Here is a 24986-nt window from a genome sequence, read left to right on the forward strand (position 1 = left end):
GCCGTGCTCGTGGCTCCGCGCCAGGCGGCGCTTCGCATGAGAAAACTATGAAGGCGCGGTTTTCATGATACAAAAAGATAATCTGGATGAATTCATAACCACTTCATATGAACGTCACGCTGCGACAGCTCCAGGCCTTCCTGGCGGTGGCCGCGACCGGCAGCTTCACGAGGGCGGCCGAGCGCCTGGGCCTGACGCAGCCCGGAGTCTCGGTCCTGGTGCGCGAGCTCGAGGCCGAGCTGGGCCTGCGGCTGCTGGACCGCAGCACGCGGCGCGTCGAGCCCACCGCCAGCGGGGCGGAGTTCCTGGCCCAGGCCGAAAAGATCGTCGCGGATCTCGAAGGCGCGGTGCGCGGCATGCGCGACGTGGCGGCGCGCCGGCGCGGCCGCATCGCGCTGGCGGCCCCGCCCCTTCTCTCGGCGGCGCTGATGCCGGCGGTGCTGGCGCGCGCAGGGGAGGCCTTGCCGGGGGTGGCGGCGACCCTCGCAGACCTCAGGACGGACCAGATCGTCGAGCGCGTGGCGGCGGGCACCGCCGATATCGGCATCGGCACCTTTCCGCCGGTCGCGGGCGAGATCGGCCGGGTGCCGCTGATGCAGGACGCGCTGATGCTGTTCACGCCCCGGGCCTCGGCGCCAGCCGGCGAGGTGCCCTGGGATCGGCTGGACGCGATGCCGGTGATCGCGCTGACGCGCGACAGCGGGATCCGGCTGCTCGTCGACGGGGTGATGGAGGGCCGCGGCCTCGGTCTGCGCCCGGCGTTGGAGGCGACCCAGATCTCGACCGCGCTGGCCCTGGTCGCGGCCGGGCTCGGCGCCGCGATCCTGCCGGCCCTGGCGCTGGCCATCGCGGACCGGACGCGGCTCGCCGCGACCCCGCTGGTCGACCCCGTGGTCTCGCGCGAGGTCGTGGCCATCACCCGGGCCGGCCGGGCGCTTCCGCCGGCGGGCCCCGCCGTGCTGGAGCTGCTGCGCGAGGAGGCCGCGACCCTGGCGGCCTCGCTGGCGGTACATCAACCGGGCGCGAATTTGCGCTAGTCGTGAGTGGACGCGCTGAGTTGTATCCGTTCCTCTTCGCGGCACCCAACGGCGGGATGGTTTAAATCACATTTGCCATTCATCGACCGTCGCCCGTGACGCTGGGCATGTTGGCGGCAAATGCACGTGTGGCGGTGGGCTAGCGCGGCGTTAGCGGCAGCAAACCGATGGAGGGGCGAGCCCTTACAACCCGCCATGACCAAGCCGCTAAGAGCTTCCCCGACGGCCTCCATCTCTTTGCTCCTCTCGACCGCTAAGGAGCCTTAGCTAGATAAGTGCCTTGATGGCCGCCTCGGAGATCGCACCGTCGCTGAATTCTTCGAGCATCCCCTTCAGTCTGACCGCCTCCTCCCATCCGCGCCGTCCGCTCATCACCTGCGTGCTGCGCGCCTCAATCTCTCCACGCTCCAGGTCGGATGGCTGGATGACCTCCGTGCTGGTCAGGCGGTCGTAGACAGGCGTGAATTCTCCGAGACCGCTCACCAAGGTCTCGGACTGCCCGCGAGTGCCCAACTGCGCCCCGCCAGACGCAGGGCCCAGTACGTTGTCGATCCTTGTAAACTCTGCAGTGTAGCCGGCCACCAGCAGGTCGCGGTCGCGTACCGTAAGATCCGGCGAGCCGTAAATAGACATCAATAGGCGCCTGAACGCGGCCTTCGGCGCCTCCGGTACGGCTTCCCCGTAGGCGGACACGACGGCCGCCCATTGCACGCCGAACATGTCGGGTGCAATGGACGCGTCGTCGACCACGCTGTCGCGTATCTCAACCGACATGAGGCAATAATCGAAATCAGTCACCAGCGTGCTGTCGCGATCGGGACCATTGCGCAGCCGCCCGCCATTAACCCACATCGCGTCCTTGCCGGGATGATTCTCCGGGGCGTTCGAAACCAGGAAGTAGCCGCTCCGCTGCAGGATCCGACCGTGCAGCGCCTCGGTCACTGACCGCACGCCGTCGAGGCCCAGGAGCTTGCCAAAGCCGTCATACACCTTCTCCGCGATTCCAATGATGGGCGCCGTGGCGACCCCGAACGCCTGTCCAAGGTCGCCCATCACGTTCAGAAGCGTCCTGGCGATGTCACTGCCCGGGACCGCGTACAGCCCTACGTAGACCTGCACATTTTCGAGCGTCACTGGCGTAGGTCGGACGATGGTCAGGTCGTGAAGCTCCACCCAGCCTGGCGTCGGAGCATGTCCGGTGTCCGCCCCATCCTCCCCCGATCGAGCCGCCGCCATCTTCTGCATGATCGTATCGGGCCCAATCGAAAAGGGCACAGCCTGCGGTTTGCCCCCTCGCTGGAACTCGGCGAGGCAGAGGCACAGAGGCAGGTACTGCGTGCCGAACAATCTAGCGTCCTTTAGGTGGAGGCCGGCGAGCGAGATGCTGAAATACGTTGCGTTCGGCTTGAACTCCCTGCCCCAAAACGCGTCCGCATGGCGGTCGTTCGCGATTCTTTCCGGCCCCATCCACTCCACCATGAGCGGCACTCTGGCCTCTGACCGGATTCCTGCGGCGGCCTTTCGGAAGATGTTCAGGCCCGTGAACGTCATCGTCTCGCCTCCTCCTGCACCTTCAAATTACGTCGCCCAGGATTCCTCCTGGACGACCAGCATCGGCGAGGCGAAGGTCGGGCTGCCCGGATACTTTGCCTTCAATGCGCTAACTGCGTAGTGGAAGGCGCGCGCCAGCGACTTCCTCTGCGCGAGCGCGAGATGCAGCTCGGACGTGAAGTAAGCCGCCTCGGCGTCCGGGACCTCCCAGCGAAAACCAATCACCGCCGGCACGCCTACCTGTGCAAGTCTGAACACAGCCTCAGGCGAGCTGCTTTCACACGATGACAGAATTACGAGCCTGACCCCCGCCTTCGACACCCATTTAGCGAAGGCCTCGATGGGCAGCAGCACCAGCTGGCCGTTCCTCTCGCCTGGCAGGACCAGGAAAACCCTGTCGTGTTCGTCCGCCCGGACGCTATGCCCGGCGTAGTGGACGATCCCTACGCCCGACATTGCTGCTCCCGAGAGGCGCTCGCGCAGCCTCTTATCCGCCTCCATGCCTGGCTCGAGCGAGATGATCTCCGGGGCATCCAGCATGTTCGCCTCCCGCGCACGCCGCAACGCCTCGGCCTCGAGGTCAATCGCTTTAAGTGGCGCCAGATGAAGATCCGCGCGGAAATTGAAGTAAGCTCCTGGCACACGCCCGATACCGTGTGCGTTCGACGCTACGAAGAGGACCCCATCCGTGAGCCTCTGACATTCGGGTGTCGCGCGCTGCTCCGGCGCGTGAGCCACCCACGCGTCGGCATGAAGGCAGATCCGCCGTGCCACCGGCGCGAGAGCGCGCACGAAGTCCTTCTTCGCCCTATCGTAGACCAGCTCGAATGGGACGTTGTTGAACGGGTACGGCTCGCCCGCACCTGCCGGCAGAAGGTTGAATCGGAAGTGCACTGCGTCCATGGATTTCACTAGCTTGACGCAGCGTGCGATCTCCTCGCAGAGGGGTTCCTTGACGAGGGACAGTTCTTCGGCGAGGTCCTCTCCGTCTTGTTGGAACATCTGCCTCCATCCGTCGGTGTAGCGAACGGATCCATCACCCTTCTGCCAAAGTGACCAGGTGCGATACTTCGCCTCGAGGTTCGCGAGCTTGGGCCGACCCGACCACCCCAATGGTCGATCGGAGATCTTCTTCGAGTCCATGAAGATCCGAACATTGACCTCAGCGGCCCCGATCAGGACCTCGACGACGGCGCAGGGTTGCTCGTTGGCGGACGGGACCGGAGGGACTTGCACTTCCTCCAAAGCCTTTGCGATCCCGGCTGGGTCATCGCCAGTCACCACTATGACCCTCTGCATGCCCGCGGCCACCGCGCGCAACCGCTCCTGCGGGGATGTGGCGCTGATCAGGACCGGAAAGTCCTGCCTCCCCACCTTCTCGCGGAGCGGCGCGATCAAGGCCAGCGCGTCGAGAGCCGCCTCTAAACTGGTCCGCCCCACGTCTGGGTCTGCCGACACCAGCGCCGCGCCGTATTCGACCCCACCCGCCTGCGCCTGCAGTTCCGACAGATCGTGAATGCCCACCACACTGATGTCGTGGGCTTCCATCTCTAGCCGCATGAAGTCCGACCATTCGCGATCCAAGTTCAAGACGAGCAGATTCATCATGTCTCCGCCCCTCGGATCCCAGCCCTGGCAAAGGGTGCCAGCACCTACTTCTCGGAACTGCGACGAGCCTCTAGCCCGGCGAACCTGACCTGGACCACAGGCCCGTTGCGCTCCGTCCTTAGCGTCGCCCCGTGCGCTATAATCACGCTCTCGACCGCCTCCAAGCCTAGGCTGGCGATCGAGAGCGCCAGCCGCTCTGCTCTGGAAACAGCGTCGAGTGCGTCCTTGCTCTTCCTGGCCAACGGGATCTCAAACGCCTGCAAATCTGGCCGCACGACGGCGACGAAGACGACGTCGAACAGGTTCGTGCGCCGGCACAGGGAAACGGATATCTCCGTGGACGGCTCCCGAACGGCGAAGATGAACCCGAAGACCGATCTGACAGCGAAGGCGAACCGCTCTGGATCCCCGTATGCCAACGCGACACCATCGCCGACGCCCGCCATGTTCAGGCATTCGTTGTCCGAAATGGAGGCGCTCGTCCTGGCCAGCACGTCAGCAACGTCGAATCCGACCTGGAAGCGGATGGGCTCGCGCATAACGTCGTGCTCCAGCGCGATGCGTTCGTAGGTCAGGTGCGCGAGCGATATGCATTGCAGCGCACGGTCCAGCCTCTCGTCCGCCCCCCCGTTGCGCGCGGCGTCCTTGACCCTTCGGATGAGCGCGCCGGCGAGCAGGAGCCGGCTCCGGGACTGAGCCGCCACCGCGCGCACGGCCGTCTCCATGTAGTGGAGCCCGCCCATCCACTCGGTCTCGGTCGGGTCGCTGAGTAGCCACACCTTGCGGTGCAGGGCTTCGTCGTTGCACGTCCTGCCGACCATAGCCACGCGATCAACGCCATCCCTGCCCCTGAGCTTGAGCAGAGTGCCGGGCCTGGGCGGTTCCTCTCCCGTCAGGCAGACGCGCGTGCACTCGTCCCGAGCGTAGTGCTTCAGGTTACGGAACTCATCGTCCTCCCCGAGGGGCAGTGGCTCGCCTTGATAAATTCCCAGGAGGCGCCTCGCCGCCGTGTTGGCCCTCACGATCTTCGTATCCAGCCCAAGAACGACCACTCCCTGCCCGACGGCGGCGAGAAGGGCCTTGTTGAGCTGCGCCTCGTACCAGAGTGCGAGCGTGCGCTCGATACCCCTCACGACGGAGGCCAGAAGATCCTGCTCAATCGATGGAAACGCCCGGATGTGCGCGGACTCGAGATCGAGGATCCATTCGACCGTGGACTCCGCCCCCTGGTTGACGAAGACCGGGAAGCACAGGGCCGAGGCCTGGGATTCCGAGGTTCTGATGTAGGCAGTTTCCGGTACGTCGTGGACGACGGGGATGTAAATAGGGCGCCGTTGCCGAAGTGTCTCGCCGAGCATGCCCGCGTCGAGCTTCTGACGGTACCCTTCTTTCTGGGATAGGTTTCCGTTGGCGTCGTGCTCCGCCACGGGCTCAAAGTAACCACTGGCCCGATTTACGCGGTACAGTCCTACGTATTCCCACCCGAAGCGCTTCCCGAGGAGTTCGACGACACCCTTCGCGACGGTCAAGGGCACCGCATCCGGACTGAAAAGGCTCGCGATCTCCTCCGCGATGGCGGCCGTACGCTGATCGAATTTCTCGGCCACGCGCCGCATGACGCGCTCGATCCCGAGCTGTTGCAGAAGTTCCTGGTCAACGCGCCCGAACGGCTCGGCTTGGCTGGTGTGCTTCCGCCCAAGCATCAGCGTCGACGAGACGCGGTCGCCGCGCATCCGACGGATCACGAGAAAGCTTTCGACCTGACGCCGCCGGTATTCATTAAGCAACGGGTTGTCGAGCAATTCTTCGGCGGCATCCGTGTGCGCCAAAAACTCGTCAATACTAGCGAAACAGCTCGAACCATCACGTCCCTCGAGCCAATGCACAACCCCCTTCGGCATCTTCATCCAACGGATCGGCCACCGGAACTCCTCGTCGCCATCCATCGCGAGCTGTGACTTGACATAGACATCTGGTTTTTCGCCCTCCTCGTAGGCGTACTCGCAGTAGGTCGCCACGTCGAAGGCAACCACGCGCTTTAGAGCCTTCAGCGCAGACCTCAGGCAGTTCTCCGGATCGACTCCTCCTATGCAGGCGTCCTGGATCTCCGAAGTGGCCAGTAAGATTCTCTCTTCGGCATGGCGGACCGTCTGCGAGACCATGCCGGCGAAACGGTCCAGCAGCGAGTTAACCATGTCCTCTTCAGGGGCTCCCTTCGAGCCGGATCTGATGACCTCCAGCCCCTTAGTTATGTCGCGCCAGTCCGGCGCCCGCCCGACCAGATCGCCGGCAAGGGAGACAACTGTGGACCACCAGGATCTCGGGAGCGGCGCCGTGGTGCATCCCGGCGCGTATGCCGCAGGTCCACGCGCTAACGCAGGCACGCTGTTGCAACGTTCGGCGCCAGCAAAGCCGTCGGCAACGGTCGTTCTCTTGTCTCCCGCAAGGGACGCAAGGTCACGCAGCAGGCCTGCGTATGGCCTGAGCGCAGTGACCAGTTGGGCTTGGCGCAGCTCATCCCATTCGCCGCCCTCGTCAACCTCCTGGCAGGTCGCTTTGACCTCCCGCAAGAGCGCCTCAATGCTGCGGGGATCAATTGCGACGAGTGCGCGTGCGCTAGCCGTGTCCCACTCCATCTGGTCAGCCCCCCAGATTTTGGCGCATTGCAGCCATTCGGACGCGTCTGGAAGCGTTCAGTCGGCGTCGCTCAATGTAAAAGCAATACAGGCCTGACGACGAAATCCTGAAATCTATCTCGCTCCGGATACGGACAGCATTTCGCGCTCAGCTCACTAAAATTTCTTCAGCACTCCCCGACCACGACCAAGGCCGACACCTCAACGACCGTCCGATCTCTCGGCAAATTAGGCCGAGAATCGAGCTGATCGTTTTATGCCTGCACCGCAATCTGACGGATCATACACTGTTAATCACAGTCGGGCTCCGAGCACACGGTGCGGACAATGGAGATTCAAGATTTCTGCTTTGTGTTAGTCCAAACGATAGAACGGGCTCAGAGCACCCGCGAGAGACAGGCCTACCGAGTCAGTCCATCTACCGAGCTCGTGGCTGAGCGCTTCTAATGCCCTGCCTCATTCAGAAGGTTCAGAGAGCTTGGCGAGTCGGTCCAGGATGGTGCCGGCTGGCTTGGTCCAGACCAAGGGTTTGGGCGCTCTGTTGTGCTCCCGAATGTGGAGCGCAGCGATCTCCTAAAGGTCTGCGACGGACGTGAAGATGCCCCGGCGGACGCGTCTGCAGATAAGGGCCGAGAAGAAGTCTTTGACGGCATTGATCCAGGCCGCGGACTTAGGTGTGAAGTGGAAGACCCACCGCCGATGGCCGGCCCACCAGTCCAGCACCTTCCGGGTGGCCGTGGGTGCGTAGTTGCCGACAACGGCCTGGACCCCACCTAGCCCGCCGGGACCGCTTGCTCAACGGCCTTGGGAAGGTGAGGAACTCCCTGCGGGCAGCAGGACGATGTTCGCCAGCTGCATATGCTTGAGCGGCGCTTCCGATCGTTGTAGATCGCGGCCAGATGCGCACGATCCTCAGCCTGCGGTCTGGGCAGCGCCGCCAGCGTCGCACGGCCGCAGCCCTGGCGGCCTCGCTGGCGGCGGCGCCCTGACGGATGTGCCCGCTCCGGGAGGCATGCCGCGTCATGCAGGCGTCACAGGACCTCCATGATGCTGACTCCGAATTCGAGGCAGAGTCGATCCATCGCCTTGAGGGGCAGCGCGTGGGGAAAAGCGCATGAGCATCGGGACTTCGCGGATGCGGCTCTCCACCCCGGACACGTCCGGTGGCATCGAGGGTCTGGAGGTGCGGCTCGCCACGACGGCCGCCGAGATCGACGCGGCCCAGGCCCTGCGGCACCGGGTCTTCGCCGAGGAGCTCGGCGCGCTGATGCCGGCGGCGGCCGACGGGCGGGACGTCGATGCCTTCGATGCGGCATGCGACCACCTGATCATCCTGGACCATGCCTGCGCGTCCGGTCCGGCGGTCGTCGGCACCTACCGGCTGCTGAGGCGTTCGGTCGCCGAGCGCCGCGACGGCTTCTACACCGCGACCGAGTTCGACATCGCGCCCCTGCTGGCCCATCCCGGGGAGCTGCTGGAGCTCGGGCGGTCCTGCGTCGCGCGCTCGCACCGCACCCGCGCGACGATGCAGCTGCTGTGGCGGGGCATCTCGGCCTATGTGCTGCGGCACGGCGTCTCGCTGATGTTCGGCTGCGCGAGCCTGCCGGGGACCGACCTCGACGCGCTCGCCCCGGCCCTGGCCTACCTGCACCGAAATCACCTCGCGCCCGAGCCGCTGCGGGCGCGGGCGCTGCCCGGCCGGCACGTGGCGATGGACGGGCCGGGCGCCGCGGCGGCCCGGGCCGAGGACGCGGCGCGGCAGTTCGAGCTGCATGCGGGCATCGCCATGCTTCCGCCGCTCCTGAAGGGCTATCTCCGCGTCGGGGGCTTCGTCGGCGACGGCGCGGTCGTGGATGCGGCCTTCAACACGACGGATGTCTGCCTGATCGTGCCCCTGGACGGCGTGTCGCGGAAATACGCCAACCACTTCCTTCACCGCGCCGCCTGAGCATCCCCGCGCCCGCATGCGGATCCGCTTTGCTCGGGGTAGCCTTGCGGGATAGGCGCATGTCCCGCCGCGTGCGCGGCTGTTAAATGGGCCCCGAATGAATGGGCCCTGCCCGGCCGGGTGTCTGGCCGCCGGGACGTCCGCCCGCCGCCCGCGGAGACCTGCGCCATGTTCCGTCGCTTCGAGGGCCTCGTCGAGCCGACCGCGCGCGGCACGCCGGGCGAGCCGCCCGACGGCCTGCTGCGCTTCTACTGGTTCTTCCTGCGCCAGGTGCGCTGGCCCTTCGCGGCCCTGCTGACGCTGAGCCTGCTGCTCGCCCTAACCGACGCGGCGATCCCCGTCTTCGTCGGGCGCGTCGTGAAGCTGGTCTCCGAGGACGCCCCCGGCATCGCCGATCCCGGGGCCTTCCTGGCCGCGCATTGGCGGATGCTGGGCGGCATGGCGCTGGTGCTGCTGCTCGTGCGGCCCGTACTGACGCTGATGCAGACGCTGTTCCAGTACCAGGCCATCGCACCGGGCTTCACCGGGCTGATCCGCTGGCAGGCCCACTGGCACGTGGTGCGGCAGAGCCTGGGCTTCTTCCAGAACGACTTCGCCGGGCGTATCGCCTCGCGCGTCCTGGAGACCGGCCATGCGCTGCGCCAGAGCCTGGTCAGCACCATCAACATCATCTGGTACATGTCGATTTACGCCACCAGCGCGCTGGTGCTGATGGCGGGCAGCGACTGGCGCCTCGCCCTGCCGACTCTCGGCTGGCTCGCCTGCTACGTGGGGCTGCTGGCGCTGCTGATCCCGCGCATCCGCGCGGGGTCCATCAGGCTCTCGGACGCCAAGTCGCGGGTCACCGGCCGGGTCGTCGACAGCTACACCAACATCCTGACCGTCAAGCTCTTCGCCCGCCCGCAGGAGGAGGACGCCTTCGTCCGCCGCTCGCTGGACGATCACGTGCGCCTGCACCGCGAGCAGCTCCGCCGGTTCTCCGTCCTGAACATCGTGCTGACCGCGCTGAACATGCTGCTGGTCGCCACGACCACGGCCGTCGCTCTGCTGCTGTGGTCGCGCGGCACGGTCGGCGTTCAGGAGGTCGCGACCGTGCTGCCGCTGGCGCTGCAGATCACGGCGCTGGGCAGCCGCTTCGCCTTCGAGGTTACCGAGATCTTCGAGCAGTTCGGCGTCGTGCAGGAGGGCATGCGCGCCATCGCCCGTCCGATCGCCGTGACCGACCCGCCGGGCGCGCGGCGGCTGGAGATCCGGGGAGGCGCCGTGGAGTTCGACCGCATCCGCTTCGGCTACGGGCGCGAGGCCGGGGTGATCGACGGGCTGTCCCTGCGTATCGCCCCCGGCGAGAAGATCGGCTTGGTCGGCCGCTCCGGCGCGGGCAAGTCGACGCTGGTCAACCTGCTGCTGCGCTTCTACGACCTCGAGGGCGGGCGCATCCTGATCGACGGACAGGACATCGCCGGCGTGACGCAGGAGAGCCTGCGCGCCCAGATCTCGGTCGTCACCCAGGACACCTCGCTGCTGCACCGCTCGATCCGCGAGAACATCCTCTACGGCCGCCCCGACGCCGGGGAGGCGGCCATGCTGGAGGCCGCGCGCCGCGCACATGCCCACGACTTCATCCAGGAGCTCGAGGACTGGCACGGCCGCCGCGGCTACGACGCCCATGTCGGCGAGCGCGGCGTGAAGCTCTCGGGCGGGCAGCGCCAGCGCATCGCGATCGCGCGCGTGATCCTGAAGGACGCGCCGATCCTGATCCTGGACGAGGCGACCTCCGCCCTCGACTCCGAGATCGAGGCCGCGATCCAGGAGCAGCTCGAGGGCCTGATGGAGGGCAAGACGGTGATCGCCATCGCCCACCGCCTGTCGACCATCGCGCGCATGGACCGGCTGGTGATCCTGGACCGCGGCCGCATCGTCGAGCAGGGCAGCCACGCCGAGCTGCTCGCCCAGGGGGGCCACTACGCGCGGCTCTGGCGCCGTCAGTCCGGCGGCTTCCTGGGCGAGGTCGAGGAGACCGCTGCCGAGTGAGCCCCGGCACTGGCGCAGCCGGTCAGGTCTGCCAGCCCCGGACCAGCGCCGCCGCCAGGGCGTCCGGCGGCGCGTTCTCGGGCCAGGCGGGCACCCCCTCGGGGATCGCGATCCAGGGCTGCTTGCGCCTCGTCCAGATATGGGCCGCGACGTGGAGGGCATCGCTCTCGTCCAGCGTGCCCGCGCGCATGATCACGACGCCCGGGCGCGCGCTGTTCGTGTTGTAGAGGCGTGTGTGGCAGGTCCCGCAGACCCGCTGGCGCGAGACGCGGCCGCTCGGCGAGACGAGCTCGTAGATCTCGGTGGGCCCGGACACCGCGAGCAGGTCCTCGGCCAGGACGAGCTGCTGGCTGAAGGCGCTTCCCGACCAGGTCTGGCAGTCGCGGCAATGGCAGGCATAGGCCGGCGGCAGGCGGTCGAGGGCGAGGACATAGCGGACCGCGCCGCAGCGACAGCCTCCCTTCACGCTTCCATCCGCCATGGAGATGCCCAGCCCTACCGGATCGACCCGGCACCAACTGCAGCCCGCCGCGCGGGTCCCGTCAAGGCGTCATTCCCGGGCCCGATGCCGGAATGGACGGGTGGGCCCGGCATCAAAGCCCAGCCAGTGACAGCCGCGCCGCGATGAAGTCGATCAGCGCGCGTGTCCGGTTCGGGACGCCGGCACCCGCGGGCCACAGCAGGTGTACGGGCGTGCGCGCGAGCTCGTGCCCCGCCAGGACCAGCTCGATCCGGCCCGCGTCGAGCAGGCCGCGGATCTGGTAGAGCGGTGCGATCGCGATCCCGAGGCCTGCGGCCGCAGCCTCGTTGCGCGCGGGCGCGCTGTCGGAGCGGAAGCGGCCGCGCACCTCGACCGGCTCGGCGGCGGGGGCCTCGCCGAAGACCCAAGTCTCGGTGCGGCCTGCCGTGCGCCGCAGGATGCAGTCATGCGCCGCGAGATCGCGCGGATGCTGCGGCCGCCCGCGCGCCGCGAAATAGCCCGGCGCCCCGAAGGCGACGCGCCGGACGGCGCCCAGGCGCCGGGCCTGCAGGGACGAATCGGCGAGGCTCCCGATCCGCAGCGCGAGGTCGAGCCCGTTCTCGACCAGGCCCACGGCCTCGTCGGCCAGCGCGAGCTCGATCTCGATCCCGGGATGCCGCTCCATGAAGGCCGTCAGGATCGGCATCAGGTAGAGCGGTCCGAACTGGGTCGATGCGCCGATCCGGACGCGCCCGGTCAGCGGGCCGCCGCGGGCCGCGAGCTCGTCGCGGGCCAGCGCGATGTCCGACAGCGCCGCCTTGATGCGCCGGTGGAAGGCGAGACCCGCCTCCGTCGGCCGCAGCCGCCGCGTCGTGCGCGCCACCAGCGCCACGCCCAACTCGCGCTCCAGCGACGCGAGCGCGCGGCTCACCGCCTGCAGCGACCGACCGAGCTGGCGCGCCGCGCCCGTCAGGCTGCCCTGCTCCACCACGGCGACGAAGGCGGCATAGTCCTCGAGCGAGGCCATGGTCCCATTCTCCCGGAAACCGGGAGAATGTTTCCCGTCAAGCCGGGATATTCAAGCGTCGCGCGCTGGGCTACCCAGGGGCGGCCAAGGACAGCGGCGCCGGAGACCGGCACGAAGGAAAGGAGACCGGACCATGGCGAATGCTGGACTGCCGCAGGGCATCCTCGAATACGGGCCGCCGATCACGCATGCGGAGGCCGGGCGCGTGACGGCGGCGGCCGAGGCGAAGGCCCGGGCCGAGGGATGGCCCGTGGTGATCGCGATCGTCGACGGCGGCGGCCATCTCGTGATGCTGCACCGGCTTGACCACGCCCAGCTCGGCAGCATCGAGGTCGCCCGGCGCAAGGCCGAGACCTCGGTGAACTTCAAGCGGCCGACGAAGGTCCTGGACGACCTGCTCCAGGGCGGCGGCCCGGGGCTGCGCATGTTGGCGCTCGGCGACGCCTGCCCGATCGAGGGTGGCGTCCCGCTGCTGCGCGACGGCAGGCTGGCCGGCGCCATCGGCGTTTCCGGCATGCAGTCCGCCCAGGATGCCCAGGTGGCGGAGGCGGGCGCCGCGGCGCTGGCTGAGCCGGAACCAGAGCCTGGCCGGACCGCTCGGGCTCCGGCCGGTCAGGCCACCCTGGCCTGCCTCAAAGACGCGTAGAATGCGGTTTCGAAATCCACGTAGCCGCCGAACGAGATGGGATCGCCGAAGGGCAGGATCTGCGTCGCCCAGAAGCCGCCGTAACCGTTCCCCCGGTCGATGTGGAAGAACAGGTTGGCCAGCCCGGCCCAGCCGAGGCAGCCGGCGGGCCGCCCGGTCGGCGCCTCCTCGTCGTTGACCATGAAGGTGAAGGACCAGGACTTCGAAAGGCCCGGGAAGAACTCCGCATCGTTCGAAAGCGACGGGATCACGCCGGGGAGCATCCTGACCTTCAGGTTGCCGAGGTGGTTCTTCTCGGCCATGCGCACGGTCTCGGCCTTGAGGACGCGCCCGTGCTCGCCCTGGCCGTCGTTGAGCCACATGCGGATGAACCGCATGTAGTCGCCCACCGTGCCGTAGAGGCCGTGCCCGCCCATGTGGACCTCGGGCTTCGCGGGCAGCTCGAAGTCCATCGGCGTCAGCGAGCCGTCGGCGTTGCGCGCATGCATCCCGGCGAGCCTGGCGCGCAGCCCGTCGTCGAGCTCGAACGTCATGTCGCGGATGCCGAGCGGCTTGAAGATGCGCGTCTTGAGGACTTCGCCGAGCCGGTGCCCGGTGATGCCCTCGACGACCTGGCCACACCAGTCGATGTTGCTGCCGTATTCCCATCCCTCGCCGGGATCGAAGAGCAGCGGCGTCATCAGCGCGGCCTTGGTCGCCGTGACCACGCTCGGCTGGCCCTTCTCCTGGGCCAGCCGGAAGTAGGTCCGGTTGAAGAACTCGTAGCCGAAGCCCGCCGTGTGCAGCATCAGCATGCGCGTGGTCACCGCGCGCCTCGGTGCGCGGAGCCTCGGCTCCCCGTTCTCGTCGAACCCCTCGATGACCTGGATCCGGCCGATGTCCGGCGCGTAGGTGCTGGCCGGCGCGTCGAGGTCGAGCCTGCCCTCCTCGACGAGCTGCAGGACCGCGGTGCCGGTGATCACCTTGGTCGTGGAGAACAGGGCGAAGACGGTGTCGGTCGACATGGCGTCGTCGCGGTCGAGCCGTCGCTTCCCCGCGGCCCCCTCGTATATGTTCCGGTCGCGGTCCGTGACCATCGCGACCACGCCGGGAACGCGCGGGTCCGAGGTGATGACGCCATTCAGGATCGCATCCGCTGCGCCATTGAAATCGCCTGGCATCTTCGTCCCTCCCTGACTGGAAGCGTCTCTTCCGGTCTCGCGGCCCGCCTCGACGATCCGTCCAGCGGGGCCTCGCCGGCGTGCGGCGGAGGTGCCGGCACGGAAGTGACCGGACGGGAGACCCGCATCACCCGCGGCATTCCTGCGGCAGGCGGCGACGCCGGCAGTATAGGACCGAACACGGCCGGCTTCGCTGGCACCTTCGCGCCGGGATACCACGAGTTCGCCATGGCGACCGGATGGCGCCGGCGGCCTCGTCGGGGTGCGCCGCACTGTCCACAGGCTTCGACGCCGTCGAGCCGCACCGGCGGCACCCGGCTGGCCGTCGCCATCCCCTTGGACGACAGGGAGCGCATGCGATCCACACCGGCAGCGATCGAGGAGCGAGACCAATGACGAGCGTGCTGCTCATCGACGATCATCCGACGGCGCTCCAGGGATGCCGGCGCGTCCTGCAGGACGAAGGTCCAGGACGTGCTGGAGGCGGGCGCCACCGGCTACCTGCTCAAGGACACGGCGCCGGAGGACTTCATCTCCGCCGTCCATGCGACCCGCCGCGGCCGCCCCTATCTCAGCCACCAGTTCGCCGTGCTGGTCGCCATGCTGGGCAGCCGCAAGAGCGAGAGCATGCTGGGCACGGTGCCCCCCCCCGCGAGCTCCAGACGCTGGCGCTGATCGCCGACGGCAAGTCCTACGGCCAGATCGCCGACGAGCTGGGCGTCAGCTACAAGACCGTGGCCAACACCTGCTCGCAGCTCAAGGCGAAGCTCGGCGCCAGCAACCTGCCCGAGCTGATCCGCATGTCGATGGAGTTCCTCTCCTCGTCTCCGAACCATCCGCGCCAGCCGGGCCTGACGCCGCGCCTCGCCTGATTCCGGCGCGCGGTGTCGCCGCCCGGCGCGGCGCAGATGCCCTTCAGAGCGTCTTCAGGTACTCGATCAGGTCCATCCGCTCCTCGTGCGAGAGGCCCCGGCCGATGCGCCCCCGCTCGCGCGGCGCGTCCGGCGGGCCCTTGAACTCGTGCCCGGTGTTCCGGTTGCCGGGCAGCGTGGTGATGATCTCGAAGCCACCTTCCAGCGGCCCGGTCTCGTAGCCGACATTCACGGGGTCGAACTCGCGGCTGCCGAGATGGAAGGTCCTCGGCCGCTCCTCGGCCGGCTGCAGCAGCGCATAGAGGTTGGGAACCGACCCGTTGTGGAGATAGGGCGGAGTCGCCCAGATCCCGTCCAGCGGGCGGGCCTTGTAGCCGAGCGGGGCGCGGATCCCGTTCGGTCGGTTGCCGTTCAGGACGGCCCGCTCCGCCGCGCCGACCGGCGGGCTCTCCGCATCGTAGGCGGCGGTGACGACCTTCTCGACGACCTGCCCCAGGGCCGGGCCGAACGGGTAGGTGCCATCGGGGAAGGGTCCGGGATCGTCCGGGGCCAGACCCAGGTGCGAAGGCGCCCTGATGCGCCGCTCCCGCAGCCCGGTCGCCTGGGCGGGATCCGTGCCGATCACGTCGAGGCCGACCACCGGAACGCGGAGATAGCGTTCCCCGGCCTGGTTCGGCTGCGTCCAGCGCCGCTCGTCCCAGAAGGCCGCCGTGTTGGGCGGCGGCCCATGGCAGGCGGCGCAGAGCTCCTGGTACAGGCCGCTCCCACGAGCCGCCTTCACGGGGTCGATCGGCGGCAGGATGTCCGCTGGCCAGCCCGGCGCCCTGAGCCCGGAGAACCCCGAGGCCGGGCCCGGCTGCTGCCCCCCGATCTGCAGCTCGATGGCGTGCAGCGTCCTGACCGGCACCGTGGACGCGAACAGCCGGCCGCCCGGGTTCGTCAGGTTAGCGAGCGCCCGCACCCCCATGGCCTCCCCGGCGTTGCGCACCATGGGCTGCTCGATGGATGCGTTGTACTGGACCCAGTCGAACCAGGACGTGCCCCAGAGATGGGGAAAGGCGACGGGTGCGTCCGCGGGCGCGTAGTTCGCGAGGTCGCCGAGCTGGAGCGCGAACACCTCGTTGCCGATGCGGTTGAGCGCGTCGAGCCGGCCGAAGCCCTCGGCCACGCTGCGGGGAGCCGCCGCGTCCTCCAGGGCGCGGAGCTGCTTCCCCCTGGCGACGGTCTCCGCGAGCTGCGTCTTCAGGGCCTGCCGTGCCTCCTCGTCATGCCCGGGGCCCAGGACCCGGTCGGCGAAACGCGCGAAGCGCAGAGGCAGCGCCTCCGTCAGGCCGATCGACATGCCGAGGGCGTCGCGGAACTTGCCAAGGTCGATCATCGCGGGGCCGCCCTCGACGCGGATGCTCGTTCCCCGATAGTCGAGCTGCCCGGTGTGGCAGGCGGCACAGGTTAGGCCGATATCGGTCATCGGCCGCCCGGTCGCGGGATTGAGCCAGGCCTTGCCGTCGCCGGGATTGACCTTCTCCCCGCCCCGCGCGAAGCCGATCGGCAGCCCGTCGGGGTTGATCCCCGGCCCCGCGGCGCTCGCAAGGAAACCGAACCCCGCCATGTAGTCGCCATCGCGCAGCAGCCCAGGCGACAAGACGGAGATCTCCGGGCGCTCGACCGCCACGAACCACTCGTAGGGAATGCCGAACGTCGCGGTCCCTTGTGAGACATGGTGGAACCAGCGCCGCTGCTCCGGCGTCCACTGCTGCTCGAGCAGGACCAGTCGGGCCGGCGGCGGGTATTGCGGCAGGCTCGGCGCCTCGGGCAGGGCATCCGAGCAGGCGGCGACGGCACAGGCGAGAAGGATGGCCGAGGCCCGTCGGACGGGAGCCGGCACCCGCCGCATCGCGAGGACATGATGATCCATGGCGAGCCCCCCATTTTTCGGTCCCGGGTCCAGAGACGATTCCGGGATTTCCCCGGTGCCGCCCGTCAGGCCGCAGAAGCCGGCCGTGATCGCGGGGCAGACACACACCGCCCCCGAGTGGCCGTCTCTTCGTTAACGGAATCGATGGTACAGGGCCTCGCCGAATTTCCCTCATTACTTTTTCGGATAATGCAATGGCCTTACGATACTTCGCTCATTACAGTAGACATACAACGCCGCCCCACGCCTTCTTCGAAAGATGATCCCAGCCGCCGGGCCGGTTCCTCCGGCGGCTTGACGGGGCTTGCCGGCGCTTTCCGGGGGGCTTTGGCAGCGGAACTTGGCAGCGGAACTTGGCAGCGGAACTTGGCAGGACGGGTCAGCGCGACGGCTCGACCGGGGCCGCGGGGACGAGGGTGGCCGCGAGGCTGAGGGGTGCGGCCTGCTCCAGCGCCGCGCGCATGGCGGCCTCGTCCTCGAATCGGCCGCGCAGGCGGCGCCCCTCGCAGACGAGCTCCACGCGCCCGGCGGCGAAGGGCCAGGGGTCGACGGTCAGCTCGGCCGGCTCGCCGCGGGGGGAGCGGATCCGCAACTCCTCCCGGCGGCCGCTGTCGCAGGGCACGTCGGGGATCCGCGCCTCACCGCGGATGCCCCAGCAGATCACCAGCGACATGCGGTCGACCGCGGCGATGAGCAGCCGGTTGCGCTCCAGCGCCTCGGGCGTGAGCTCGGCGGCATAGCGCGGGTTTCCCGCCAGCGCCGCGATGCAGTCGCGCTGGAAGCGGTGCTGCCCGTCGAGGAAGCGGCGCACCAGCGCGGCATCCTCCGGCGCGGCCTTCTCGAAGTCGAAATAGGCCCCGTAGATCGTGTCCGCGTGCAGCGAGACCAGCAGCGCGGGATAGCGTCCGAAGGCCAGCGCCCGCCCCACGCCTTCGCCCCAGATGGCGATGTGACGCTCGGGGCCGAGTTCCTGGAAGGCATGGGGAAGGCCCGTCCCGGGGTTCAGGGTCGGCGATGCTTCCCAGCCCAGCCAGCCGATATCGTGCAGCTCTGCCCCGAGGCAGGTCTCCTCGCGCGGCGCGGGCGCGGGGAAGGTCCCGTTTCCCCAGGCGCGCAGCATCTGGCCCGACAGCCAGGCATGGCTCGGCTGCGGAATGGCGATCACCCCGTCGCCGTCCCTGCGAAACAGCATTGGGCGCCTAGTCCTTCGCGCGGGCCGGCAGGTCCTTGCGCCGGGTCGCCGCCATGTCGTGCAGTTCCTTCTCGCTCATGGACCGCGCCATCTCCTTGGAAGCGCCGCGCAGGCTCGACTTCGGCTTCTCCCCCCGCTTCGCGGCGAGCGCCGCGCCCGCGGCCATCTGCTGCCGCTTCGATTCCGCCTTGGACATCGCGATCTCCACCCTTGCCGGGACACCTTCCTCCAACAGCACCAGGCAGTCCGGGTTCACGGGGCGGAGATGGGAGCGCGGTTCGGACGCGGATCAGGCACGCGCCCGAGTATCCGCAAGGGAGCGATTGATGACGCCGGCGTAGCGCTTGTCGGGGTACCAGGGCATTTCACCGATGCCGTGGAAGCCGGGGATCGATTCCATATGACGGACCATGCGCGCCCTCATGTCCTGGTCCGGGAGCGGTCCGCGCAGAGCGCCTGCGTTCTCGGCCGCGTGCTGCGGGTTCGAGGTCGAGGGCAGGACACACGTCACGTTCGGGTTGCCCAGAATCCATTTGAGGAAGAACTGCGACCAGGTCGTGGCGCCGATATCGGCTGCGAAATCGGGCAGCGGCAGTCCTTCGACGACCTTGTGCAAGCGGGCCTTTTCAAGCGGCATGTTGACGAGAACCGCTATGCCGCGATCGGCCGCGGCGCGCAGGACGCGCTGCTCGGCTCCACGATTGTAGATCGAATAGTTGACCTGGACGAAGTCCAGGACGTCCCGTTCCACCCAACTCGCGAGAACGTCGTGATAGGCATTGTCGTGATGCGTTACGCCCAGGTATTTGATCCGGCCCTCCTTCTTCCAGGCCCGGAGAGTCGGCACGACGGCATCGACGTTCACGAGACTGTGGCACTGCAGCAGGTCGATACGCTCGCGCCAGAGCCGGTTCTGTGATTGTTCGAGGCTTCGACGGGCATGGCTTTCGTCCGCCAGGAACTCGCCGGTCGACCAGATCTTGTTCGCGACAAAGATCTGGTCGTTGATACCCAATGATGTGACGAAGTCGCCGACCGTACTCTCCGCCGTACCGTAGAGAGGCGAAGTATCGATGACGCGGGCACCAGCCTCCCAGTAGGTCCGGATGACATCCCGCAGGTGAGTGCGAGGCTGTCCGGGGACAATGTCGAAGGTCATGAAGGTGCCCAGCCCGACAGCCGGGATCATCTCGCCGGTGCGCGGGATGGCCCGCATGGCGAGGCCATTGCTTCCCGCCTGCGAGGGCGCGCTCTGCTGCGCCCTCGCAATCCTCGCCCCCGGGACCGACGATGCCGGTATGGCCAGCAGTGCGCCGGTCCCCGCGGCGGCTCGAATGAACTCACGCCGGCCGAGGCTGACCGCTCTCGTAGTCGACAGGTCTGGCATGGGTCATGTCCTCCCGGATGGATGAACTCGGCATCTGATGCGCCGCTCTCCTTCATCCTGACGACCGCTGCGCCGCGGCTTGTGCGAAAAGGCACATGCCGATGCCGCGCTCTGACCTGAACTCGATCCCATTGGCGGCAGCCGGTTTGGACCGACCGGCGGGTCGCTCCGCGGATCAACCGGCGGTTGGGGGTGACCATGGACAAGCTCAGGATTCTCTACGGCATCGCCTCCATGCTGGTTTCGGAGATCACTAAGGCCTGCGGCGGCGGCCGCTACCATCGAGCGCAGCAGGGATCGCCCGCCGCCGGGATCGCGATCTCGGCGGAACAGCCCTTCCTGCATCGGGAAATCCGCTCCCGGCAGGCGCCTGGCGGCTTCGATTTCCTGGCACCCTTGCGACGGACGCTCCGGGACCGTTCAAGCAGTCTGCACAGGCACATCCTGCCAATTCTGCTCTGCTGGGCCGCGGTCTGTGCCGCCGGCCTGGTTCTCGATACGCTGTTCTGAATTGCGTCTTTGACCACGATGTCCGGAACTCCGGGCTCGCGCTCCACCGCGGCGAAGAGATGCGTCGGGCGTCTCCTCGGCACGGGTCTCGTCGGGAGGGAACGTCACGGCCGCGTCGGCCCCAGCACGCAAACCCATCCGGGGGCGAGGCCAGGACTGTCAGCGGGTCCGGTCGGGCGATAGGCGACCTGCACCTTCGTCCTCCGGCGAAGGTGGGAGACCGGAAAATAAGGTCGCGGCCGGATCTTCGGAGACCCGTCGCAGGTTGACGACCGTCGTGATGCCGATCGCCGCCGACGGCATCGCGACGGTCGTCAACCTGCAGCGCTCCTCAGGCCGGGGAGCTTCCGATCCGCATCGAGGACTGTCCGTGATGAAACCCAGGACCCTGCCGCCCGAACAGCTCTCCCGCGAGCTCCGTCTCGGCCGCAGCGGCGATCTCGCCCGCCGCCGGTGGATCGTCGGCCTGTCCTTCGCCGGCGCCACGGCCGGCATGATCGTCGGCCTCTATCAGATGGGCATCCTCCGGCGCCTGCCGAGCCTGCCCGTGGGACCGTTCGATGCGTCGCGGGTCGATGCCTCAGCTTACGCCTACAAGCGCATGCAGACGCCCGATGCGATGATGATGCTGGTCACGTATGGCATCACGGCCGTGCTCGCGGGGGCCGGCGGCATCCACCGTGCGCGCGACATGCCATGGCTGCCGCTGGCACTGGCCGCCAAGACCATCTACGACAGCGCGAACACGTTGAAGCTCGGACGCGAGGAATGGGCCGAGAACCGGGCGCTCTGCGACTACTGCCAGGCGGCAACGCTGGCATCCCTCGCCTCGGCCGTCCTGGCGCTGCCCGAGGCGGCGAGGGCCCTGGAAGGACTCCGCGCGCCGCGCGCCGCCAAGGCCCGCGTGACGGCTCGCGTCCGAGCCCGCCCCGGGGCTCGCCCGCCGGCCGAGCCCGCCCTGGCGCCGTAGGTCTCCCCCGGCGCCCCGCCTACCAGGCGAAGCGCGGAACGGCGGCGTGGGGCCGGTGGCCGGACGCCGCGACCATGGCGCGCAGCCGGCCGATCTCCGGATGCTCGCCCCAGGCGGTTCCGAGCTCCTCGCGGTGGATGCCGCCCGTCACCAGCGCGCCGTCGATGCCGGCCGCGTTCGCGCCCGCGATGTCGGTGCGCAGGCTATCGCCCACCGCCAGGATACGCCCGCGGTCGGGCAGGCCCAGGAGGCGCAGGCAGCGCGCATAGACCGGCGCGTGGGGCTTGCCGTGATAGGCCACGCGCCCGCCCAGCGTCTCGTAGTGGCGGGCGAGCTCGCCCGCGCAGATCACGAGCGTGTCGCCGGAATAGACCACGAGGTCCGGGTTCGCGCAGACCATGGGCAGGCCGAGGCCGGCGCAGCGCGCCAGCAGCGGCGCATAGTCGTCCAGCGCCTCGTCGAAGTCGTCGATGCCGGTGTTCAGCACGAATTCGGCGTCCTCGGGCGCATCGACCCTCACCAGGTCCAGCCCCTCGTAGACGTCGGCGTCGCGCGGCGGGCCCACATGCAGGAAGCGCCGGCCGAGATCCCGGTGGAAGGCGTCGTCGCGATCGCGCAGCGCGTCGTGGGCGGCCTCGCCCGAGGTCATCAGGTGGTCGTAGTGCCCGGCCCCGATCCCCATGGCCGAGAGCTTCTCCACGACGCCCGCGGTGCGGCGCGGCGCGTTGGACAGCAGGCAGACGCGCTTGCCGGCGGCGCGCAGCCGGTCCAGGCAGTCGAGAACGCCGGGATAGGGCTGGCTCCCGTCGTGCAGCACGCCCCAGAGATCCAGGATGAAGCCGTCGTAACGGTCGGCGAGCGCGGCCATGCCGGGCAGCAGAAGCAGGTCTTGTGTCATGTCTGGGATCTGGTTCCGGAATATCAGGTCAGCGGCTTGGGCTCGCCGAACAGCGGGCCCTGGCCGAGGTCGAGGCGGAGGTCCAGCAGCTCGACGAGCTGCTGCTCGGTCTCGATGCCGGAGATCACGAGGTCCACGGCGTTGCGGTCGAGCTCGTGCTTCAGCGCCAGGGCCGAATCGATGCCGCCCAGCGGACCGATGGGATCCAGCAGCATGGGCGCGTCCAGGATCAGGAAGCGCACGTGCCGGCGCGTCAGGTCGGGCGCGTCGAAGTCGAGATGCAGGGCCGAATCCATGGCGAAGCGGAAGCCCATGCGGGCAAGCTCCTCCCGCGCCGGCAGGCTCGGGCTCTCGTCGTCCAGCAGTTCGGACTGCGGCAGCACGAAGGTCAGCCGCGCGGCCAGCGTCTGGTTGTGCTCCATGAATTGCATGAATTGGTCGAGGAAGGCGGGCTCCGCCAGGGCGTCCGGCGAGATCGCGCACAGGACCCCCTGCGGCGTGCCCCGGCGCTCGGCCTCGCGGGCGAGCTGGATGGCCCGGAACAGCAGCAGATTGTCGATGAAGGCGACCATGCTCTCGCGCACGGCGACCGGCTGGTAGAGCTCGGGCCCGACCAGCGATCCGTCGGACAGCCGCAGGCGCGGGAACACGGCGGAATAGCGGTGCCGGCGCTGGGGCAGCGCCATGACGGGCTGGACCATGGCCTCGATCCGCTCGCCCGCCAGGGTCGCGCGCACGGCCTCGGTCACGGCGGCCTCCCGCGCCGCCTGCGCGGCGGCGCCCCGCTCCGCGGCGCGATCCGGAAACAGGCCCGCGGGCTCGGTACCCGCGCCGTCCGCCGGCAGTTCCACCACCGGCTCCGCGCGCGGCGGCGGCTCGGGCGGGCGCGGACGCAGGCGGCCCAGCACGTCCTTCAGCGAGCGCAACTCGGCCAGCACGCTGGCCCGCTCGGCGGCCCGCGTCGCCGCACCGGCGGCCTCGGCGGCTCCGGCCCCGGCGGCATCGACCATGGCCGGCTCGGCCGCGGCGGGCCTCGGCTGCCGGGGCGGGGCCGCCGAGGCCGATGCGGACGCCGCCGCGGGCGCGGGTCCGGCCGCGGCGCCCGGCGCAGGCGAGGACGCGGCCGCCCTCTCCGGCGTCGCGGGACGGGCCGGCCGCGCCTGGCGTGGTGCGGCCGGCGCCCCGCCGCGCAGGCCGCGCAGCTCGTCCTGGAGCTGGTCGAGCCCGGATGCGACCTCCTCGTCGGCGCTGCGCAACCGCGCGAGCCAGCGCGCCACGGCCTTGTCGCGCTGGCTGCGCGCCGCGACCTCGTGGATCAGCGCGCCGAACAGGAAGACCACCGCACCCGCCAGGGCTGCCGTCAGCCGGTCGAGGCCCGGCGTCCCCATCCGCAGCATCAGCGCGACCGCGATGGCGGCTACCGTGTATCCCAACGCAAAGATTAGATGCGCGAGGCTTGGCACCGGCTAGCCTCCCGAACCGGCGCGGGCGGCCCCGCGGCCGCCGGCCGCGGCATTCCGGTGATCGGCGCCGACCGCCTCGGCCAGCGTGGCGAAGCCGTCGGCCTCCAGCCGCTCCAGCAGCCGCAGGGCGATCCGGCGCACCAGGCCGGGCCCCTGGTAGACCAGGGCCGTGTAGAGCTGGACCAGCGAGGCGCCCGCACGGATCTTGGCATAGGCGTCGTCGCCCGAGGCGATCCCGCCCACGCCCAGCAGCGGCAGGCGCCCACCGGTCAGCCGCCACATGCCGGCCAGCACGGCGGTGGCGGGACCCATCAGCGGCCGCCCGGAAAGCCCCCCGGCCTGGGCCGCAATCTCGGGCGGCAGCCCCGCCGGCCGTGCCAGGGTGGTGTTGGAGACGACGATCCCGTCGATTCCTGCGGCGAGCGCGACCGCCGCGATGTCGGCCCGGTCCTCGTCCGTCAGGTCGGGCGCGATCTTCAGCAGCAGCGGCGGCGGGCGGTCGAGGCCGGCCGCCGCCCTGGCGGCCAGGCAGCGGCCCAGCAGGTCCTCGAGCGGCGCCCGGCCCTGTAGGGCGCGCAGCCCCGGGGTGTTCGGCGAGGAGACGTTGACCACGAGATAGTCGGCCAGCGGCGCGAGGCGCCGGATACCGAGCGCGTAGTCCTCGGCGGCCTCGGCGGTCTCCTTGTTCTTGCCGAGATTGGCGCCGACGATTCCGCCGCGCCCCCGCCGGGCCTCCATGCGCGCGGCCACCGCGTCCAGCCCCTCGTTGTTGAAGCCGTAGCGGTTGATCAGCGCCTGCTGCTCGGGCAGCCGAAAGACGCGCGGCCTCGGATTGCCGGGCTGGGGGCGTGGCGTGACCGAGCCGATCTCGACGAAGCCGAAGCCCTGGCGCAGCATGGCGTCGGGCACTTCGGCGTTCTTGTCGAAGCCGGCCGCGAGCCCCACCGGATTGGGAAAGTCGAGGCCCCAGAGGCGCATTCGGAGCCGTGGGTCCTCCATGGCGCGGGGCGCGGGCACGAGGCCGCTGCGCAGCATGGCGATGGTCGCGAGATGGGCGCGCTCGGGGTCGAGCGCCCGCAGGACCCGGCCGGCCAGGGGGAAGAGGTCGATCACGACCGCGGGCCGAGCGGCGGGAAGACGTGCCGACCGTCGGGCCCCAGCGGCAGCGGGTCAACGGCCTGCACGGCCGAGACCGGCAGCGGCCCGTAGAGATGGGGGAAGAGCTGCCCGCCCCGCGCGGGTTCCCAGCGCAGAGCGGGGCCCAGGGCTGCGGCCTCCACCCTCAGCAGGACGAGGCCGTCCTGGCCGGCGCGGTGCTTGGCCGCGCTCTCCACAACCTGGGCCGCCGTCGAGAAATGGATGAAGCCGTCCGCGGCATCCTGGGACGAGCCGCGATAGCTGCCGGCGGCCTCCGCGGCGCGCCATTCCTCGGCGCGGCACATGTGGTAGATCAGCGGTTCGGTCATGGCGCGACACTAGTGCGAGACGGGGCCGGACGGAAGCCCGACCGAACTCTGGCCAACTCCAACTCTCGTCTTCATGGCTTGCCAGAACGCGAACGCGGGTCCGGCGGACGGGCCCCTGGAGGTCCGATTATTCTCATTCTGAGAAAGTTAACATCCTGGCAACCCCAAAATGCGAGGAAATGCGAAGCACTCGCAGAAGAAAATTGCGC

At 69.0% G+C, this 24986-nt stretch carries 22 protein-coding genes and 1 pseudogene; 8 read left to right on the top strand and 15 right to left on the bottom strand.

The annotated features are described in order from the left end of the window. The first annotated feature begins 107 nt into the window (after positions 1 to 107). Positions 108 to 1037 (top strand): LysR family transcriptional regulator, encoded by a 930-nt coding sequence (locus tag JUB13_RS25095; protein WP_207483955.1) that lies wholly within the window; start codon positions 108 to 110, stop codon positions 1035 to 1037. A gap of 267 nt (positions 1038 to 1304) precedes the next feature. Here the strand turns inward: JUB13_RS25095 and JUB13_RS25100 are convergent, their stop codons facing one another. The 4 genes and pseudogenes from JUB13_RS25100 to JUB13_RS31595 all read right to left on the bottom strand — a co-directional run. After that, positions 1305 to 2588, bottom strand: a complete 1284-nt coding sequence (locus tag JUB13_RS25100) for a hypothetical protein (RefSeq protein WP_207483957.1) — start codon at positions 2586 to 2588, stop codon at positions 1305 to 1307. A gap of 27 nt (positions 2589 to 2615) precedes the next feature. After that, complete coding sequence (locus JUB13_RS25105) at positions 2616 to 4196, bottom strand: CHAT domain-containing protein (RefSeq protein WP_207483959.1); 1581 nt, start codon at positions 4194 to 4196, stop codon at positions 2616 to 2618. Positions 4197 to 4240: 44 nt separating this feature from the next. Beyond that, entirely contained in the window at positions 4241 to 6832 is a 2592-nt protein-coding gene (locus tag JUB13_RS25110; RefSeq protein ID WP_207483961.1) for a PAS domain-containing protein, read from the bottom strand. 456 nt (positions 6833 to 7288) lie between these two features. After that, positions 7289 to 7635: pseudogene (locus tag JUB13_RS31595) on the bottom strand (IS630 family transposase); the annotation flags it as partial. A 311-nt stretch (positions 7636 to 7946) separates the two neighbouring features. On the opposite strand from JUB13_RS31595, the gene JUB13_RS25115 reads away from it, so the two are divergent. Both JUB13_RS25115 and JUB13_RS25120 read left to right on the top strand, forming a co-directional pair. Next, positions 7947 to 8780, top strand: a complete 834-nt coding sequence (locus JUB13_RS25115) for a GNAT family N-acetyltransferase (RefSeq protein ID WP_328703009.1) — start codon at positions 7947 to 7949, stop codon at positions 8778 to 8780. A gap of 168 nt (positions 8781 to 8948) precedes the next feature. Continuing rightward, positions 8949 to 10811, top strand: coding sequence for an ABC transporter ATP-binding protein (locus JUB13_RS25120; protein WP_207483963.1), 1863 nt, complete (start codon positions 8949 to 8951; stop codon positions 10809 to 10811). 22 nt (positions 10812 to 10833) lie between these two features. Here JUB13_RS25120 and JUB13_RS25125 read toward each other — a convergent pair whose 3' ends face one another. Continuing rightward, positions 10834 to 11277 carry a GFA family protein gene (locus JUB13_RS25125; protein ID WP_207483965.1) on the bottom strand — a complete coding sequence of 148 codons (444 nt, stop codon included), beginning with the start codon at positions 11275 to 11277 and terminating at the stop codon, positions 10834 to 10836. Between the two features lie 127 nt (positions 11278 to 11404). Further along, a complete protein-coding gene (locus JUB13_RS25130) occupies positions 11405 to 12298 on the bottom strand; it encodes a LysR family transcriptional regulator (protein ID WP_207483967.1) in 894 nt (297 codons plus the stop codon). Positions 12299 to 12431: 133 nt separating this feature from the next. On the opposite strand from JUB13_RS25130, the gene JUB13_RS25135 reads away from it, so the two are divergent. After that, positions 12432 to 12944, top strand: coding sequence for a GlcG/HbpS family heme-binding protein (locus JUB13_RS25135; RefSeq protein WP_207483969.1), 513 nt, complete (start codon positions 12432 to 12434; stop codon positions 12942 to 12944). Here the strand turns inward: JUB13_RS25135 and JUB13_RS25140 are convergent. Beyond that, entirely contained in the window at positions 12911 to 14104 is a 1194-nt protein-coding gene (locus tag JUB13_RS25140) for a serine hydrolase domain-containing protein (RefSeq protein ID WP_207483971.1), read from the bottom strand. The genes JUB13_RS25135 and JUB13_RS25140 overlap by 34 nt on opposite strands. Before the next feature lie 474 nt (positions 14105 to 14578). Between JUB13_RS25140 and JUB13_RS31600 the strand changes: the two genes are divergently transcribed. After that, positions 14579 to 14779: a response regulator gene (locus JUB13_RS31600; RefSeq protein WP_236025215.1), complete on the top strand. Its 201-nt coding sequence runs from the start codon at positions 14579 to 14581 to the stop codon at positions 14777 to 14779. Positions 14780 to 14805: 26 nt separating this feature from the next. Beyond that, complete coding sequence (locus tag JUB13_RS31605) at positions 14806 to 14976, top strand: LuxR C-terminal-related transcriptional regulator (protein ID WP_328703013.1); 171 nt, start codon at positions 14806 to 14808, stop codon at positions 14974 to 14976. A 43-nt stretch (positions 14977 to 15019) separates the two neighbouring features. Here the strand turns inward: JUB13_RS31605 and JUB13_RS25150 are convergent, their stop codons facing one another. The 4 genes from JUB13_RS25150 to JUB13_RS25165 form a co-directional block, all read right to left on the bottom strand. Continuing rightward, a complete protein-coding gene (locus tag JUB13_RS25150; protein ID WP_207483975.1) occupies positions 15020 to 16891 on the bottom strand; it encodes a di-heme-cytochrome C peroxidase in 1872 nt (623 codons plus the stop codon). A 379-nt stretch (positions 16892 to 17270) separates the two neighbouring features. Further along, positions 17271 to 18083, bottom strand: coding sequence for a DUF3891 family protein (locus JUB13_RS25155; protein ID WP_207483977.1), 813 nt, complete (start codon positions 18081 to 18083; stop codon positions 17271 to 17273). A gap of 7 nt (positions 18084 to 18090) precedes the next feature. Beyond that, entirely contained in the window at positions 18091 to 18279 is a 189-nt protein-coding gene (locus tag JUB13_RS25160; RefSeq protein ID WP_207483979.1) for a DUF3008 family protein, read from the bottom strand. A gap of 93 nt (positions 18280 to 18372) precedes the next feature. Next, entirely contained in the window at positions 18373 to 19470 is a 1098-nt protein-coding gene (locus JUB13_RS25165; protein WP_207483981.1) for an aldo/keto reductase, read from the bottom strand. A 198-nt stretch (positions 19471 to 19668) separates the two neighbouring features. Here JUB13_RS25165 and JUB13_RS25170 point away from each other — a divergent pair, with 198 nt between their 5' ends. Then, positions 19669 to 19980, top strand: coding sequence for a hypothetical protein (locus JUB13_RS25170; protein WP_207483983.1), 312 nt, complete (start codon positions 19669 to 19671; stop codon positions 19978 to 19980). A gap of 265 nt (positions 19981 to 20245) precedes the next feature. Beyond that, positions 20246 to 20950, top strand: a complete 705-nt coding sequence (locus JUB13_RS25175; protein WP_207483985.1) for a vitamin K epoxide reductase family protein — start codon at positions 20246 to 20248, stop codon at positions 20948 to 20950. A gap of 19 nt (positions 20951 to 20969) precedes the next feature. Here JUB13_RS25175 and JUB13_RS25180 read toward each other — a convergent pair whose 3' ends face one another. The 4 genes from JUB13_RS25180 to JUB13_RS25195 are packed head-to-tail and all read right to left on the bottom strand — an operon-like array spanning position 20970 to position 24777. Continuing rightward, positions 20970 to 21848 (bottom strand): TIGR01459 family HAD-type hydrolase, encoded by an 879-nt coding sequence (locus tag JUB13_RS25180; protein WP_207483987.1) that lies wholly within the window; start codon positions 21846 to 21848, stop codon positions 20970 to 20972. A 23-nt stretch (positions 21849 to 21871) separates the two neighbouring features. Next, positions 21872 to 23311 (bottom strand): EAL domain-containing protein, encoded by a 1440-nt coding sequence (locus JUB13_RS31610; RefSeq protein WP_207483989.1) that lies wholly within the window; start codon positions 23309 to 23311, stop codon positions 21872 to 21874. Positions 23312 to 23314: 3 nt separating this feature from the next. Beyond that, the gene (locus tag JUB13_RS25190; RefSeq protein WP_207483990.1) at positions 23315 to 24424 is read right to left on the bottom strand and encodes a quinone-dependent dihydroorotate dehydrogenase; all 1110 of its coding nucleotides are present in this window, start codon (positions 24422 to 24424) and stop codon (positions 23315 to 23317) included. After that, positions 24421 to 24777 carry a DUF952 domain-containing protein gene (locus JUB13_RS25195; RefSeq protein WP_207483992.1) on the bottom strand — a complete coding sequence of 119 codons (357 nt, stop codon included), beginning with the start codon at positions 24775 to 24777 and terminating at the stop codon, positions 24421 to 24423. The genes JUB13_RS25190 and JUB13_RS25195 overlap by 4 nt, the downstream gene beginning before the upstream one ends. Between the last annotated feature and the right edge of the window lie 209 nt (positions 24778 to 24986).

The organism is Arenibaculum pallidiluteum (genome assembly GCF_017355985.1).
Taxonomy (GTDB): Bacteria; Pseudomonadota; Alphaproteobacteria; order Azospirillales; family Azospirillaceae; genus Arenibaculum; species Arenibaculum pallidiluteum.